The organism is Pseudomonas sp. GV047, assembly GCF_003058245.1.
Lineage (GTDB): Bacteria > Pseudomonadota > Gammaproteobacteria > Pseudomonadales > Pseudomonadaceae > Aquipseudomonas > Aquipseudomonas marginalis.
In genome coordinates this window covers 521,048-537,123 of the sequence record NZ_QCWA01000001.1, presented here as the reverse complement: position 1 = coordinate 537,123, position 16,076 = coordinate 521,048, and the positions used below count along the sequence as shown (strand labels likewise).

Genomic DNA, 16,076 nt, shown 5'->3' with positions numbered 1-16,076 from the left:
TGTGGGAGGGGGCTTGCCCCCGATGAGGGAGTGTCAGTTGATGCATCTGCCACTGACCCACCGCCATCGGGAGCAAGCCCCCTCCCACAGTTTCGACCGCGCCAGGCGACCTTATACCTTCAGCTGCACCACCGTCTGATCCTGAGCCTGAGAATGAGCCGACTGATGTACATCGCTCCAAATGTGGGAGGGGCTTGCCCCCGATGAGGGAGTGTCAGTTGACGCATCTGCCACTGACCCACCGCTATCTGGAGCAAGCCTCACGCGTCACGCTTTACCCACCTCAAGCGCCAGCTGCACCGCGCCATCGACGCTCAAGCCACTGAGCAGCACATGGGGCGCGAGCGCTTCGGGCAGCCCCTGCAACACCTCGCGGGCGTCATGCCGCACACGGGCCAGTACCAGGCGCTTGCCCTCCCCGCGCACCTGGGCAAAAAACGCCGCCAGGGCTTCGATGCTGGTGCCGTCCAGGTCCGGGGATTCTTCCAGGCTCAACACCACCGCCTCGACCGGCGACTGGCGCATCAGGCGCAAGGCCGCGCCAAGGATGCGCTCGGCATTGGCAAAAAATAGCGCTTCGCTGGGCCGCACGATCAATACCCCCGGCACGGCCAGGGCATCGGCATGGTGCTGGCGATCGACAAAGTCATGACTGTCACCCAGGCGCCCCAGCACCTGGATGTCGGCTGAGGACATCTGGCGCAACATCAACATCACACTGATCGCGACCGCGAGCAGCAAACCATCCAGCACACCCAGCACCAGCACTGCCGTTACCGCACAGATCACCAGCACGCGATCGCGCCGCCACAGGAAATAACGCCCGAGCGGCTGCACGCTCAAGCCTCGCCCCAGGGCATAGATGACGACGGCGGCCAGCACCGGCTCCGGCGTGAGCGCGACATAGGGCAGCACCGTCAGCACAATCAGCAGGATCACCAGCGCCGCGACAATCCCCGCCAGGCGCGAATAGGCGCCGGCCGCCTCGTTGGCCGACGTCGCCGAATACCCGGCACCGGCCGGCATGCCGTGGAACAACCCGGAAACCAGGTTGGCCGCGCCCAGCGCCAGCAGGTCACGGTTGGATGACACCCGGTCGCCATGCTTGAGCGCGAACGAACTGATAGAGCCGTAGGACTCCGCGTACAGGATCATCACCAGCGCAAACGCCAATTCCCCCAGGCGCAGCCAGTCGGCAAACGGCAGCACCGGCAAATGCCCCAGCTCCAGGCGCAGGTCGATCATGCCAATCTGCGCCACCCCATAGGCCTGCAGGTCCAGGTACTGCCCGGCAACGATGCCGAGCACCACGACCACCAGGCCACCGGGCAGGCGCGGGAGGCGTGCGCACAGCCACAGCACCAGCAATGCCAGCCCCGCCACCAGTGCCGCAGGCCAGTTCCAGCGCGGCAGCTGTTCCAGCAACTGCGGCAGAAAACGGATCAGGTTGTTATCGGTGAGGTGCACACCCACCACACCGGCCAATTGCTTGAGGATGATGGTCAGCGCCAGGCCGAAGGCGAAGCCACGCAACACCGGCTTGGCGATAAACGAGGTGACACCGCCGAGCTTGAACAGCCCGGCCAACAGGAAAAACACCCCGGTGAGCAACACCAGCCCGAAGGCCAGGGACAGCCTCAGCGCCGGGTCGTCACCCGCCAGGCTCGCCGTGGCCGCCGCCAGCACGGCCGCCGACGACGAAGTGGCCGAGACAATCGCAAAACGGCTGCTGCCGAACAGGCCGTAGCACACCAGCCCGGCAAACAAGGCGATCACCCCGGCCTGGGGCGGCAGCGCGGCAATACTGGAATAGGCCACGGCCTCAGGCAGCAGCAAACCGGCAATGGATAAGCCGGCCAACAGGTCTTGGATGCGGTTCGACGGTACGGCAACGGGTGCATCGGTTTCAGTCTTCAATCGGCCCAACCCATCCTGGCAAAAAGCGTGGGTAAGCTTAGCCCTCATTGCCCGACTGCGGTTGCGCCACGTCAGCTTTTGCGCAGGCAAAAAAGCCGATTCGCGGTGGACGCGAATCGGCTTGCGGGCGTGAGCCCCGGGGTCAGGACAGCAGCGAGTAAATCAATGCGGTAATCGCCACCAGGCCCACTGCCGTGACAAACACGTTGGACGCCTGCCCACGGTACCTGGCCATGGCCGGCACCTTGCGGATCGCGTACATCGGCATCAGGAACAGGATCGACGCGATGATCGGCCCGCCCAGAGTCTCGATCATGCCGAGGATGCTCGGGTTCAGCGTGGCAACGATCCAGCACACCACCAGCATGAAGGCGGCGGTCATGCGGTCGAGAGTCTTGGCGGCCGGACGGCGACCGCTTTTGAGCACCAGGCCCTTGAGGCCTTCGCTGGCGCCGATGTAGTGACCAAGGAACGACTTGGCAATCGCCACGAACGCGATCAACGGCGCGGCAAACGCGATGGTCGGGTTGTTGAAGTGGTTAGCCAGGTACGACAGGATCGACAGGTTCTGCTGTTTGGCTTCAGCCAGTTGCGCCGGCGACAGGGTCAACACGCAACTGAACACGAAGAACAGCACCATCACCACCATCAACAGGTGCGCGCGGGACAGGATCTGCGAACTGCGCTCATCGGCGTGTTCGCCGTACTGGCGCTTCTGGTCGACCGCAAACGCCGAGATGATCGGCGAGTGGTTGAACGAAAACACCATCACCGGAATCGCCAGCCACAAGGTGTTGAGCAACGCCGACGGCGCCGGCACCACACTGGCGGTGCTGAGGATGCCGCCGTTCCAATGGGGGATCAGGTACACCGCGAGGAACAGCAAGGCGACGATAAACGGGTACACCATCAGGCTCATGGCCTTGACGATCACCTGCTCACCGCAACGCACCACCGCCAGCAGGCCGAGGATCAGCACAAACGCCAGCAACGCCCGTGGCGGCGGCATGATGTGCAACTGGTGTTCCATGAAGCTGCTGACCGTGTTGGTCAGGGCCACGCTGTAGATCAGCAGGATCGGGAAGATTGCGAAGAAGTACAGCAGCGTGATCAACGCACCGGCCTTGACGCCGAAATGCTCTTCGACCACATCGGTGATGTCGGAACCCGCACGACCGGAGAGTACGAAACGGGTCAGGCCACGGTGGGCAAAGAACGTCATCGGGAACGCCAGCACTGCCAGGATCACCAAGGGCCAGAAGCCGCCCAGGCCGGCGTTGATCGGCAGGAACAAGGTACCGGCGCCAATGGCGGTGCCGAACAGGCCAAGCATCCAGGTGGTGTCCTGGCGGCTCCAGCTTGAGAGGGTTGCAGGTGTCGTTGCATAGCGTTCGTCGACGCTATTGGCCTGATCATTCATCCGGTCGGATCTCCGCATTTACACGGCCGGGACGAGTCAGAAAAACCTGACAGGCAGCGCCCCGACCATAGAAGGGGCCGGATTGTCCGGGATTCTCGTGAATAAGCAAAGACTTAGCTGAGGAACGGTTATGCGGTGCAGAGGCTCAAGCGCGGCCCTGGGCAGTCGTTTCGGGGAGCCGCCGCGGGTTTCTCGAGTGGCTGCCAGGCGCCATTGACGAGAGCGATCCATGACTCTAGTCAATAGACTCTCCATACTTTTAGAGAAGTCACCTACAGCAAAAAAAGAAATCTCTCGTATCCAGTTAAAAGTTTAACCACGACGCCTTTGCAATTGTTACACAACCCTACATAGCCATTGAGCAATCGCCAAAAACCCAACTAACATCGCCCCGTTCCAACCGAAGAACAACATGCTTATTTAAAATAACAAGGACTCCAATATGCGAAGACCTACTGTTGTTTTTGCTGGATTATTGATCACGGGCCTACTCTGTTCGTCCGAAAGTTACGCCACTGACGTTCACGCACTGGCGTCCTCGCCTCAATGGCTGACCACCAGGGTTTATATCGAAGGCGAGCCGGACACCGACGTCAAGGCCAGCTACCCTGGGGTGGTAGGCATATCGATGTGGGACCCGCAGCGCAATCGCTATGAGTTCTTCTACACCGATACCGGCCGCTCGAAATACGCCGATGGCGGCGGCGGTTACTTCCTGGTCACCGGCGATAAAAAGACCCATATCCTGGTCCCTGACCTTGGCCCGACCAGAACCATTGTCAGAAGACTCGAAAAACTCGACAGCAGCGAATTCACTTATTCCCGCGAAGTGTCGCGCGACATGGTCAGCACTAACCCGCCCGTTCGAATTTATGTGGTACACGCCCCCTACACCGGCCCCATAAAGACAGTCATGTCGAACTGATTAAACACTCATGTTTAGTGATAAAACCGAATAATAAACAAGGCACCTGATAATGAATATGCGCAAACGGTTAATACCCGCACTGCTGGCCGCGACACTGTTACCCGGTGCAGCGATTGCACACACTTCAACAGCCCTTCCTGCAGAAAACGCTGCTGCCACAGCGGACAACGCCGTCATGTTGACCGTATTTCTTAAACACGATCAATCACGCCCCTTGAGCGAATTGAAACAACAACTGGCCAAGCAGGAATTTCACAAGGTGTTCCCGCCTGCCGGGGTGGAAGTGCTGAGTTGGAACATCACCATGGGTATCGGGCAGGTCGTCGTGTTGCGCCTGCCAGCGTCGCGCCTGGCGGAAGTCAACCTGGCGATTGAAAACACCGCATGGGGGGTCTACACCACGGAATTCTTCCCCACCTACAATTTCATGCCCATCGCTCAGGCCGAGCAGGAAAAGGCACGACTTAGCCCCCCGCAGTGATCTCCTGCTGGCAGCAGCGCCCCTGTTCCAGCTGGGGCGCAACTTTTTCGGCACCTGATGCATTTGACAGCCTCGCCCCTGTCCCAGCATGATCGAGGCATGACCTTTTTCCAGCAGCTCCTCACCCGCACCACCACCACGACCGCTCCAGGCGGGTCGTGCGGTTGCCGTGGGTGCTCGAGCTAGACACCACCCAGATTCAACCCAAGGCCCCGCCAGCAATGGACGGGGCCTTTTTATTGCTCCGTCGACTGGCACTCACAAGGAGCAATACCATGGCTGACGCCCTGTTGATCATCGATATGCAAACCGGCCTGTACGATGGCCCCGACAAACCCTTTGAACGGGAGCGCGTGCTGGGCACCATCAACTCGTTGATCGGCCGCGCCCGTGAAGCCGGCGCGCCGATCCTGGTCGCCCGCCATACCGGCCCGGCGGGCTCGCCGATAGCTGCGGGCAGTCCGAATTGGCAACTGTGGCAAGGGCTGCAGGTAGACGAGACTCACGACCATCTCTTCGACAAAACCCGCCCCAGTTGCTTCCTGGGTACCGACCTGGCCCGACGACTGCGGGCCCTGGAAGTTAATCGACTGGTGATCGTCGGGATGAAAACCCAGTACTGCATCGACACTACCTGCCGCGTGGCGGTAGAGCTGGGCTTCTCGGTGATCGTGCCTGAAGACGCCCATACCTGCATGGACACCCCGGCGCTGAAGGCCGAGGCGATCATCGCGCATCACAATGCCACGCTGGCGGGGGCGTTCGGGCTGAGTGTGAAAGCCGCTGACGTCCGGTTCTGACGGGTACAGACTGTAGGAGCAAGCGTGCTTGCGCCTGCAGTCGTAGATTTTTTCTACCCGGGCAAAACGCGCCCTGCTGCAAATCCCGCATACTGATGCCCTCAAAACCTTCAGGAAGAGCCTTCCGATGACCACCACTGTTCTGGTTCTGGTTGAAACCATCAATGAATACCTGCAAATCATCGAGAGCAACGACTTTCATGTGATCCTGGCGCCCACACCCAGCGAGCGCGCCCAGGCGATCAAAACCCACGGCGGCCAGATCAAGGCCGTACTGACCCGTGGCCCGTTGGGCCTGTATGCCGAGGAAATCGCCGCCCTGCCACTGCTGGAGATCATCTGCGTGATCGGCGCCGGTTATGAGCATGTCGACCTGCAGGCGGCGAGCAATCGCGGCATCGTGGTCACCAATGGCGCCGGGGTGAATGCGCCGTCGGTGGCCGACCACGCCATGGCGCTGCTGTTGTCGCTGGTGCGCGGCATTCCCCAGACGGACGCAGCGGTACGCCGCAGCGAATGGCCCAAGGTCATGCGCCCGTCCCTGGGCGGCAAGCAATTGGGCATCCTCGGGCTCGGCGCGGTGGGCCTGGAAATCGCCAAGCGCGCGGCCCTGGGCTTTGGCATGGAAGTGAGCTATCACAACCGCCAGCCGCGCGATGATGTGGACTACACCTACTGCGCCACGGCCGTGGAGCTGGCGCGCAGCTCGGATTTCCTGATCCTGGCCACGCCCGGCGGCGCCGGCACGCGCCACTTGATCGACCGCCACGCCCTGGACGCCCTCGGCCCGAACGGTTACCTGGTGAATATCGGCCGTGGCAGCGTGCTGGTCACCGCCGACCTGGTCACCGCCCTTGAACAACGCCGTATCGGGGGCGCGGCGCTGGACGTGTTCGACGATGAACCCAAGGTGCCGGATGCCCTCAAGCGCTTGAGCAATACCGTGCTCACGTCCCATGTAGCCGGGCTGTCACCGGAAGCCGCCCACGACACCGTGCAGCGCGTGGCTGACAACCTGGTGGAGTACTTCGCCGGCCGTCCGGTGCTTACCCCGGTCGTACTGCCCGCGCCCGAAAAATGACCGATCAGGCAGGCTGATCACCCTTCAACACGCTAACCTATTAAGCCGCCCCGACCTTGTCGCTGGGCGGTGGTGCGCATTAGATTAGGAAATAGTCCGACGCCTTTAGAATAAGCAGAAGGGATAAGCATGGCGCTTAACGACCAATCGACCCAGATTCGCCCAGGCGAAGAACTTGATGCCAACCTGATCGATCCCTACCTCAAGGCCCATATCCCTGGCCTGAGCGGCACGCCCACGATCAGCCAGTTCCCCGGTGGCGCATCCAACCTCACCTACCTGCTGGAATACCCCGGCCAGGAATTCGTGCTGCGCCGCCCGCCCTTTGGCCACAAGGCCAAGTCCGCCCACGACATGGGCCGCGAATACCGCATTCTCAACCGGCTCAAGGATGGTTTCCCGTATTGCCCCAAGGCCTATGTGCACTGCACCGACGCGTCGGTGATCGGCGCCGAGTTCTATGTGATGGAACGGGTCAACGGCATCATCCTGCGTTCCGACCTGCCCGCCGAACTGGGCCTGGATGCCACCCGGACCGAGGCGTTGTGCAAGAGCTTTATCGACAAGTTCGTCGAACTGCACCAGGTCGACTATCGCGCCTGCGGCCTGGCCGACCTGGGCAAGCCTGAAGGTTATGTGGCACGCCAGATCGGTGGCTGGAGCGACCGCTACGAAAAAGCCCTGACCCCCGACGCCCCCAACTGGGAAAAGGTACGTGCCTGGCTCAACGACAAGATGCCCGCCGACCATCCCACCTCGAGCATCGTGCATAACGACTACCGCTTCGATAACGTGATCCTCGACCCGCATAACCCGATGCAGATCATCGGCGTGCTGGATTGGGAACTGACCACCCTCGGCGACCCGCTGATGGACCTGGGCAACACCCTCGCCTACTGGATCGAAGCCGACGACCCGGCGCCGGTGCAACTGATGCGCCGCCAGCCGAGCAATGCCCCCGGCATGCTCACCCGCCGCCAGTTCGTGGATTACTACGCTGAGCGCGCCGGGATCCAGATCGACAATTTCGACTTCTACTACACCTACGGCCTGTTCCGCCTGGCCGGCATCGTGCAGCAGATCTACTACCGTTTCTTCCACGGCCAGACCCAGGACAAACGCTTTGCACAGTTCATCCACATGAACAAGCTGCTGGAGCAGATGAGCCTGAATGTCATCGGTAAATCAGCCCTCTAAGGAATCGCTAATGTCCAAGACCCACCTGTTCGACCTCGACGGCAAGATTGCCTTTGTGTCCGGCGCCAGCCGTGGCATCGGTGAAGCCATCGCCAAGCTGCTGGCCCAGCAAGGCGCCCACGTGATCGTCTCGAGCCGCAAGCTCGAAGGCTGCCAGCACGTGGCGGACGCGATCATCGCCGACGGCGGCAAGGCCACGGCGATTGCCTGCCATATCGGTGAAATGGAGCAGATTACCCAGGTGTTTGCCGGCATCCGCGAACAGTTCGGCCGCCTGGATATCCTGGTCAACAATGCCGCGACCAACCCGCAGTTCTGCAACGTGCTGGACACCGACCTCGGCGCCTTCCAGAAGACCGTTGACGTGAACATTCGCGGCTACTTCTTCATGTCGGTGGAAGCCGGCAAGCTGATGCGCGAGAACGGCGGCGGCAGCATCATCAACGTGGCGTCGATCAACGGCATTTCGCCGGGCGTGTTCCAGGGCATCTACTCGGTGACCAAGGCCGCCGTGATCAACATGACCAAGGTGTTCGCCAAGGAATGCGCCGAGTTCGGCATTCGTTGCAACGCCCTGTTGCCGGGCCTGACCGACACCAAGTTCGCCTCGGCGCTGGTGAAGAACGACGCGATCCTGAAAATGGCCCTGGCGCAGATCCCGCTCAAGCGCGTGGCCGACCCGAGCGAGATGGCCGGTGCGGTGCTGTACCTGGCCAGCGATGCGTCGAGCTACACCACCGGTGTGTCGCTGAATGTGGATGGCGGCTTCCTGTCCTGAACACGTGCCTGGGAGCAAGGGCGCTTGCTCCCAGGCATACCGGCACGGCTAGAAGTCCACGGGGCTCATGTCAATCTTGAACATGACAAGTTTGCCGTCCTTGGACGTCGCGCCTAATAACTTGAATAACTGGCCACGCCACAACGCGTCGGAAACGCGCCTGGCCGCCGGCGTATCGGGCTGGGATAACGCCAGCACTTGCCGCACCCAACTGTCGGTCATTTGACGTGAGTTTGTCGTCCCTCCCAGGCTGACGTTGGCAAGCTCGCCGGCGGAGGTATGACTGACATGCTTGGCTTCCAGAATGTAGATATCGCCTGCCGGGCCTTCAAACACACGATCGAAGCCATTCTGCCCACCTCCGTAGGTTCCGCCGGGAAGTACCGTATAGCCATCTTCCGTCAACCGGGCCTCATACATCGCTTCGTTCACTTCGCCCTTGCGCTTGTTGTCCCGGGCAGCGTCTTTTTCCCGCCACGTCTCAAGTAATTTCTCTTCGGCCACCGACCGTCTTCTGTCGGGATAGTGCAGTTGCATCGTTCGGCTGATACGCGCCACATTGAAGTTACCGTCTTTTGAGCAACTGACCGTGCCCAAACCTTGAAACCCGTCGTATATCGGCATCCCCGGCGGCAATGGGCGTCGGCTTTCCAAGGCGCTGCAGATGGAAGCCAGACAGTCATACGGGTAACCATTGCGCCAGATATAGGCATCGATCAGCCGGCCTTTTTGCGCGGTTGGCGCACTGCGGACAGTCGGCTCGCAAAACCCGACTATTTGCCGCAAGTAGCCCTGCATGTAGTGATAAACCCGCTGGTCGATACTGCTATTGGGCAGATCGACTGCCCCCACACGCCCGGCATAACCTTTGATATTCCGCGCCGCTTGAAAAAGATTCGAGAGTTGATCGACAGCCAGCATCGGCACCCAGCTATCGGGCGCGCCACCCATTTCAATAAAAATCCCTGCCCCGCCATGCCCGCCCGCCTCCATCACCTTCCAACGCAGCCTTGCACTATCGAAGCTCACGGAGCAAAAGCCGGTGTCCACCGGCAAATAATGTCGGTTGTCGTTTAACCTGAACAGGCCATCCGGTTCGATACGCCCGGCGTTTACCAGATTGCCTCCCGCCCCCACAGCAAACAGATGGGGTAGCGCATTCGGCACGGCACCTGATGGGTTGCCATAATTGGCATCCATAAAATATTGCTCAGCCCCGATCATGAAGGCTCTCTTGCCCGGGAACGCCAGGGTGTTGGTGGGGGCCGGACTCACCGGCAACGTGTAAAGCCCCAGGTCCCATACCGGATCAATACGCTGGGTCGCCGACAAGCTCACACTGCTCAGTGGGGCGGTCAGCGAGGAAGACGAAGCACTGTGGCTCAGTGACGACGCCGATGAGCTATGACTCAGGCTCGGGGAAGACGAGGACGAACTGGCCGCAGAGTGACTGCGCCAGGTGTTCGTCTGCGGCACCCGGTGCAGTGCCGGGCCTTGTGGCAAACGCGAATCCGGCAGTCTTTCACGCCATTCCCCGGTCTGCGGATCGCGCACCGCCAGGACGGTGGTGCCGTCGTCCAGGTTCAGGTAAGTGCGCGAATCATATTCACGCAACCCCGTAGCGGGATCAGGCGCCGGTATGGGGTCACCCAGGGCGGCGAAAATGGCGTCTCGGGTGACGGCGGGGGGCGTGGGCAGATCAGTCATGCGCTGATAAGTCGCGCTCGGAACCGCTGCGGATGGCGTGTTGCGCACGGGTATCGCTTCAGGCGGCAGGGGCCCGCCGGCAAAATCAACCACAGGAAACGCGGTACGCGCACTGGGTGCTGCGCCGCTGGGGCGATCGACCGGACGCCCTGTAACCGGTGGCACGGAAGGGGAAGTAAATTGCTTCATAGAATGTCCTTGGACTATGTTGTTCAGCCACCCGTCAGAACCACCTCGGCTGCTGATGGGTTCAGGTTGAAACAGCCAGCTCCTCACTGGATAGCCGCCGATGCCTGTCAGCCTCCAGCCTCCAGCAATCCGCCATGACGTCGTAGTAAACGGTGCCCGTTGTCCCATCGGCCATGCCGATGCCGGTCACGTTGATGGTTGGCGTAAACACGGCGGCTCTTTGCCGGTGGTGACGCAAGGACTTCAACAGTTGCGCAATCGAACTATTGCCCGAGGCAGCGACCCTGGCGAGATACACCTTGCCAAGGTCCAGCCTGACGTCGAAACGCCCGCCGTCCTTTGAATGAATCCGGATGTTTTCCAAGGGCACGTCGGGGTCGTCATACCGGGGGACCCGAATCGACACGCTGCCCACCTTGATGTGACCGGGGCTGACAACAATGCTGTCGAGCCGGATATCTTCCGCCAGCGCTGTACAAAAGAAGTCCCAGGTCGATGCATCGGACTCTTTATTCAGCGCCTGCGGTGTTGACAGCTCAACGATCGCCCAGGACGTCAGATAGATTTCGTACACCCCGCCCCGTCCGCATAACACACAGGTTGCCAGGTGAGGGGCCGCGCCCAGGTGCACCCGTTGTGAGTGAGCGGTCAGATTCAGGCTTTTAGGCCTGCGCGGCCTCAAGAACGGGTAGTGCCCGTACCTCAGGTTCAGCGAAGCCATTGCGTCCTTGATTTTGTAACCCGGGCTGGCGAAATCACTGACGTAAGACTGCACCGGCGGTAATAGCCGGTACGAAACACCGTCACGCATCACCACGACAAATTCAGCCTTCAACTTCAAGGCTGACGCCTGCAATGAACCGCCCACGCTCGTCCACGTCGCTGAGGGTTGCGCTGCGTATTCGTCGAGATACAGCGTGCGGCCATCAGCCCACTCAAACTTTATCTTCGCGCCCGTGTAATCCAGGTAGTCGAAGTGGCTCCGGCGTCGCGTGACCACATGATAGGTCGTATACACCCCTGCCAATTCCTGGCTGTCATAGTCCACATACACACAGCATCGGCCCTGCTCCTGGCTTGCATGTGCATCAATGACCGTCATCCCGTGGCCGCGGCTGACAAAGTAACTGGACGTGCCTGCCGCCAAGGCAACCGACTGACCGGGCCCCAGAATAATCGGGGAGATCCTGGGGCCGGGAGGCGCCAGCACTTCCATGCTCACCTGCGGCTCCCCGGTCGGGTCCAACGTTTCAGGCAGCAAGGGCGCTATTCGATAGCCGTCCTGGGTCAGAAAGCTGAAAAGCGCGTTGGCCAGGTGCCGTTTACCCTCGCGTAGCGTGTAGACATTTTCGATCTCGACACAAGGGCCCGGCAGTTCACCGTCCAGCCCCAGGGTGGACGCCACCTTCAGAGCGTTGCCCGAGATCCACCAGCGTTGAATCCGGCTGAAGGGCCAGTTGAGCATGATGAGGCTGCGCTGCTGGCCGTCCTCCTCGATAACCACGTCCTTGGCGCTCTCAAGAATCTCGAAGTAATCGGCACCTGGCCCGCCATTCACCCTGGCGCTGCCACGCTGTATCAACAACTGGTCGTCTCCGGCCATTGCGTGGGCCTGGTCGTACTCCCCCTTCAGGACAATACGGTTGGCCTCGTTACTGCCGGTAATCACGCTGGAAGCGCCGGCAAGGGACGCAACATTTTCAATACTCCACAACCCCATGCACTTGAGACCGTCGCGGCCATTGTCGGTCATCAACGTCACGCTGCCCGCCCCCAGATTGACATTGAAGCCTGCCGCACGCGGCCCCGGCGTCTCGCCGAGAAAGCTCAGGGTGTCAGCCCCGGTACCGCCCACCAACACCGAGATCGGCACCCGCCCTTCTGCACCAGAAAAAGTATCCGGCGGTACCTCGAACATGAATTCGTCGTCCTGGCTGCCGCCCACCAGGTGCTTGCGACCACCGCCATAGCGAAAGTGGTTCGGGCGATTCGGCACGCCCAACACCGAGTCATCCCCGCCACCCAGCAGCCAGAGCACACCTTTTTCGGGTCCCTTCGCCCCCCAGGTGGCTTCGGGCAATAAATCGACGGCCCCCTCCTTGCTCGCGTCGAAGTAGTCATCCACCTCATGGATGACCGGTTCACGCACCAGCGTGTGAGGCGCCTCACCCGCCTGCTCATCCCATTGATGTTTCCAGTGCCGTATCGTCTGCAGGCGGACCTCGAACCTGCCATTGACGATGGCCTGCACACTGTTCTTCATCTCTGCGCCAAGCAATGCCCGGGCTTGGGCCTTGAGGCTTTCTGCGTAGGCAGTGCGCGCGCGGCTGGTCTTGTAGCGATCGAGTACGCTGTCATCCAACTCCACGCCCGCAAACGCGAACCAGCCAGTGCGCAGGCGCTCGAGGGTGCTCAGCTCGATGTAATCATCGATCTCATCCACCACTCGACACGCGGCATAAATCCGCGCGCCGACAATCAGCACCGCTGCGGCGATAAGGCCTACGGGCCCGGCCGCGCCGAAGCCCGCCAACGCCGAGACGCCCAGTGCAAGACTGAGGGTTGCGCTGACGAGACTGAAACCGGCCTCGACGTAGAGATCCTGCGCCTGTTTGCCTTTTGCTTTCAGCGCGTTTGAAAGCGCAATGAGCGCCTGGGCAATATCAAAAGGCACGGTCAATACCGAGGCGATCAATCCGGCACCACGGCGCAACAGCAACCCCGCGCGTGATGCGCAGAACCCGCGATAAACCGTATGGCCGGCGCTCATCATTTTCTGGCCGATACGCTCCAACGCCAACTCCACACCGAGGGACGCCACTTCTGCGGAAAAGGCGCCGCCCTCGAACAACAGCTCGCCCGTATCCCCCGTTCTGAGCGCTTCGCCTATGCCTCGAATGGCACTGTAAAAACCGTAGAGCTGCAGCCCGACTCCCAAGGTTTGCGCACTCCCGCTCCTGAGCTTATCGGCCCAGCCGGGCAGGCTTTCCATGGCACTCACGTCGTTGAGGTTGACGCTCTGTACCCGCCGCAGCAATCGATCGAGTTTGACAATCGCCTCGTCCGAAGCATCCGGCGGGCTCAACATGCCGGGCGCCCACTCCGAACGCAATGACGCCAGTTCAAACAGTGCGGCAGTGGCCTGGTCACAGCTTTCACCGCTGGCGGACGTCATATACGCTTTAAGGTGCACGGCAGAAAACGTGATCTGATCGATCAATGCCTGATCAGCTTCCTTGACGCGATACCGCTCCACATCAAGTTCCGCGCCCTCCAGGCGCGCGCCCATGCTATCCAGGGCCACGCGGCCAACCGAAGTCTCACCGATACCCATCGGGCCCCATGCGGTATCCAGATCCATCAAGGTCTGTTGACGCAGCGGTAAGACCGACGCGCCGTCGTCCTGCAACTCTTCCATTACGGCACTCCAGTCACTGACGAAGCACGCTTCGTCGTTATCAACGCGAACACCCTGTGTGCGCACTGCGTCGATACTGAAGTGTTGAGGGATGAACCTGGGGTGCATAGGTAGAGCGCGGGTGAATATCCCGCTCAAGCATTCGGCGGTTGCTGGCGAAAACTCACCGCCAGGCGGTTCCAGCCACTGATGCTGGAGACCGCCATGGTCAGGTCCACCAGTTCCTGTTCGCTGAATTCCTCGCGCACGGCGCTGAAAAGTTCGTCCGAAACACTGGAAGTCGGCAGCATCGCCACCGATTCGCACCAGGCCAATGCCGCCTTCTCCCGCGGCGTAAAGAACGGCGAGTCACGCCATACGCATAGCGCGAACAAGCGTCGCTCCGTTTCGCCGCGCTGACGCGCCGCCATCGAATGCATATCGGTGCAAAAGCCGCAGTGGTTGAGCTGCGAAACGCGGATCTTGATGAGTTCCAGCAGCGGCCGCTCGATGGACAGGCCAAAGGTGTTCGCCTCCAGCAGCAACATGCCCTTGAGCGCTTGCGGTGACGCGGTGTAGTAGTCCAGACGGGATTCCATGGGCAGCTCTCGGGGCAATGACCGTTCAGCCTAGAACTCTCACGGTGTCAGCCCTATAGCCAATCCGACGGTTTACCCAGGGACCATTTTGAGCGCACCTCGCGAGCGAGTAACCTTGGCGCAGAGCGAAGACCCCGGGATAAAACATGGAACTGCACGTCGTCATCAATGGCCGCAAGGATCTGGCCGAACAGCTGTACCAGCAGTTGCGCGAGGCCATTGGCTCCGGGCGCCTGGCCGCCGGTGCGCAACTGCCGCCCAGCCGCTTGCTGGCCGAACAACTGGGGGTATCCCGCAAGACCGTATCCGACACCTACGCGACCCTGACCTACGAAGGCCTGCTGGTCGGCAAGACCGGCCGCGGCACCTTCGTCAACGCCCGTACGCCGCAGACCGGGCGCCTGCAAACTGCTACCGACCTGGCCTGCGCCGCCAACCTGGCGAAGTGGCAGTCACTGCCCTCGCCCATGCGCCACCCCACTCGCGACAGCACGTTGCGCTACGAATTTATCGGCGGCGCCACCAGCCGCAACCAGTTCCCCCAGGATGAATGGCGGCGCTGCACCCAGGACGCGTTGCGGCGCATCGCCCGGGACAGCGGGTTCTACAGCCAGCCGGAAGGGTTGCCGGCCCTGCGCAGCGCGATCGCCGGGCATATCGCGTTTTCCCGTGGGGTCCAATGCCGCGACAGCGACATCGTCGTCACCAACGGCGCGCAGCAGGCCCTGGACCTCATCGCCCGCGTGGTGCTGGAACCGGGCAGCATCGTCGCCATGGAAGACCCCGGCTACAGCCCTGCGCGCCAGTTATTCATGGCGATGGGCGCGCGGGTCATCGGTGTTCCCGTCGATGAGCAAGGCATCCAGGTCGACCGGATCCCCGATGGCGCACGGCTGATCTACGTCACGCCCTCCCACCAGTTCCCCCTCGGCATGCCCATGAGCCTGTCACGTCGGGAAGCGCTGCTGGCGCGGGCCTTCGAGCTGGGTGCGATCATCATAGAGGACGACTACGACAGCGAGTTCCGCTACGAAGGCCGGCCCACCGACTCACTGCAAAGCATGGACAGCCGTGGCGTGGTCACCTACGTCGGGACGTTCTCCAAGACCCTGTTGCCCGAACTGCGCCTGGGCTATGCGGTGCTGCCGCCGGCGATCTACGGCGCGGTGCTCAAGGCCAAGCAATTGACCGACCAGCACAGCTCCACGTTGCCGCAATGGGCACTGGCCAAGTTCATCAGCGAAGGTTATTTGCTCAAGCATATTCGCCGCTGCCACACCGTGTACGCCGGGCGCCGCGAGCGCATTTTGCAGCGCCTGGCGGGCGACCTGTCACCATGGTTCGAAGCGGTGCCCACCGTCGCCGGGTTCCATATGGCGGCGTTGTGCAAAGTACCGGTGAATATCCCGTTGCTGATGGAATTGGCACGCCAGGTGGAAGTCGGCCTGTACCCGCTGGACGTGTTCTTCCACGACACGCCGGTGCGCCCAGGCCTGATCATCGGGTTTGGGGCCATCGAGACCCTCGACATCGACCCGGCGCTGGACAAGGTGTGCGATATTCTCCAGCAGATTGGCTAGGG

Annotated in this window: 12 protein-coding genes; 7 read left to right on the top strand and 5 right to left on the bottom strand. The window is 61.4% G+C overall.

Annotated features, from left to right (window positions below; all coding sequences use genetic code 11):
• Positions 1-267: 267 nt before the first annotated feature.
• Both C8K58_RS02485 and C8K58_RS02480 read right to left on the bottom strand, forming a co-directional pair.
• Positions 268-1,917, bottom strand: a complete 1,650-nt coding sequence (locus C8K58_RS02485; RefSeq protein ID WP_027608551.1) for a SulP family inorganic anion transporter — start codon at positions 1,915-1,917, stop codon at positions 268-270.
• A 142-nt stretch (positions 1,918-2,059) separates the two neighbouring features.
• Complete coding sequence (locus tag C8K58_RS02480; RefSeq protein ID WP_027608552.1) at positions 2,060-3,337, bottom strand: serine/threonine transporter; 1,278 nt, start codon at positions 3,335-3,337, stop codon at positions 2,060-2,062.
• A 442-nt stretch (positions 3,338-3,779) separates the two neighbouring features.
• Between C8K58_RS02480 and C8K58_RS02475 the strand changes: the two genes are divergently transcribed.
• From C8K58_RS02475 to C8K58_RS02450, 6 genes are all read left to right on the top strand, one after another.
• The gene (locus C8K58_RS02475; protein WP_027608553.1) at positions 3,780-4,262 is read left to right on the top strand and encodes a DUF4822 domain-containing protein; all 483 of its coding nucleotides are present in this window, start codon (positions 3,780-3,782) and stop codon (positions 4,260-4,262) included.
• Positions 4,263-4,314: 52 nt separating this feature from the next.
• Positions 4,315-4,746 carry a hypothetical protein gene (locus C8K58_RS02470; protein WP_371263391.1) on the top strand — a complete coding sequence of 144 codons (432 nt, stop codon included), beginning with the start codon at positions 4,315-4,317 and terminating at the stop codon, positions 4,744-4,746.
• A 275-nt stretch (positions 4,747-5,021) separates the two neighbouring features.
• Complete coding sequence (locus C8K58_RS02465; protein WP_027608555.1) at positions 5,022-5,546, top strand: cysteine hydrolase family protein; 525 nt, start codon at positions 5,022-5,024, stop codon at positions 5,544-5,546.
• Between the two features lie 127 nt (positions 5,547-5,673).
• Positions 5,674-6,627, top strand: a complete 954-nt coding sequence (locus C8K58_RS02460; protein WP_098479322.1) for a 2-hydroxyacid dehydrogenase — start codon at positions 5,674-5,676, stop codon at positions 6,625-6,627.
• A 129-nt stretch (positions 6,628-6,756) separates the two neighbouring features.
• Positions 6,757-7,824, top strand: coding sequence for a phosphotransferase family protein (locus C8K58_RS02455; protein ID WP_108572886.1), 1,068 nt, complete (start codon positions 6,757-6,759; stop codon positions 7,822-7,824).
• Positions 7,825-7,834: 10 nt separating this feature from the next.
• Positions 7,835-8,602: an SDR family oxidoreductase gene (locus C8K58_RS02450; RefSeq protein WP_027608558.1), complete on the top strand. Its 768-nt coding sequence runs from the start codon at positions 7,835-7,837 to the stop codon at positions 8,600-8,602.
• 48 nt (positions 8,603-8,650) lie between these two features.
• Here the strand turns inward: C8K58_RS02450 and C8K58_RS02445 are convergent, their stop codons facing one another.
• From C8K58_RS02445 to C8K58_RS02435, 3 genes are all read right to left on the bottom strand, one after another.
• A complete protein-coding gene (locus tag C8K58_RS02445; RefSeq protein WP_133822100.1) occupies positions 8,651-10,498 on the bottom strand; it encodes a hypothetical protein in 1,848 nt (615 codons plus the stop codon).
• A 61-nt stretch (positions 10,499-10,559) separates the two neighbouring features.
• Positions 10,560-13,916, bottom strand: coding sequence for a calcium-binding protein (locus C8K58_RS02440; RefSeq protein WP_133822099.1), 3,357 nt, complete (start codon positions 13,914-13,916; stop codon positions 10,560-10,562).
• A gap of 134 nt (positions 13,917-14,050) precedes the next feature.
• A complete protein-coding gene (locus tag C8K58_RS02435; protein WP_027608560.1) occupies positions 14,051-14,494 on the bottom strand; it encodes a carboxymuconolactone decarboxylase family protein in 444 nt (147 codons plus the stop codon).
• A gap of 146 nt (positions 14,495-14,640) precedes the next feature.
• Between C8K58_RS02435 and C8K58_RS02430 the strand changes: the two genes are divergently transcribed.
• Positions 14,641-16,074: a PLP-dependent aminotransferase family protein gene (locus tag C8K58_RS02430; RefSeq protein ID WP_027608561.1), complete on the top strand. Its 1,434-nt coding sequence runs from the start codon at positions 14,641-14,643 to the stop codon at positions 16,072-16,074.
• Positions 16,075-16,076: the final 2 nt, after the last annotated feature.

What these genes read in the sequence shown, in the direction of transcription:
- C8K58_RS02455 (WP_108572886.1), top strand. Translation starts at nt 6,757, where the DNA reads ATGGCGCTTAACGACCAATCGACCCAGATTCGCCCAGGCGAAGAACTT.
- C8K58_RS02440 (WP_133822099.1), bottom strand. Translation starts at nt 13,916, where the DNA reads ATGGAAGAGTTGCAGGACGACGGCGCGTCGGTCTTACCGCTGCGTCAA.
- C8K58_RS02445 (WP_133822100.1), bottom strand. Translation starts at nt 10,498, where the DNA reads ATGAAGCAATTTACTTCCCCTTCCGTGCCACCGGTTACAGGGCGTCCG.
- C8K58_RS02470 (WP_371263391.1), top strand. Translation starts at nt 4,315, where the DNA reads ATGAATATGCGCAAACGGTTAATACCCGCACTGCTGGCCGCGACACTG.
- C8K58_RS02480 (WP_027608552.1), bottom strand. Translation starts at nt 3,337, where the DNA reads ATGAATGATCAGGCCAATAGCGTCGACGAACGCTATGCAACGACACCT.
- C8K58_RS02460 (WP_098479322.1), top strand. Translation starts at nt 5,674, where the DNA reads ATGACCACCACTGTTCTGGTTCTGGTTGAAACCATCAATGAATACCTG.
- C8K58_RS02465 (WP_027608555.1), top strand. Translation starts at nt 5,022, where the DNA reads ATGGCTGACGCCCTGTTGATCATCGATATGCAAACCGGCCTGTACGAT.
- C8K58_RS02450 (WP_027608558.1), top strand. Translation starts at nt 7,835, where the DNA reads ATGTCCAAGACCCACCTGTTCGACCTCGACGGCAAGATTGCCTTTGTG.
- C8K58_RS02475 (WP_027608553.1), top strand. Translation starts at nt 3,780, where the DNA reads ATGCGAAGACCTACTGTTGTTTTTGCTGGATTATTGATCACGGGCCTA.
- C8K58_RS02430 (WP_027608561.1), top strand. Translation starts at nt 14,641, where the DNA reads ATGGAACTGCACGTCGTCATCAATGGCCGCAAGGATCTGGCCGAACAG.
- C8K58_RS02435 (WP_027608560.1), bottom strand. Translation starts at nt 14,494, where the DNA reads ATGGAATCCCGTCTGGACTACTACACCGCGTCACCGCAAGCGCTCAAG.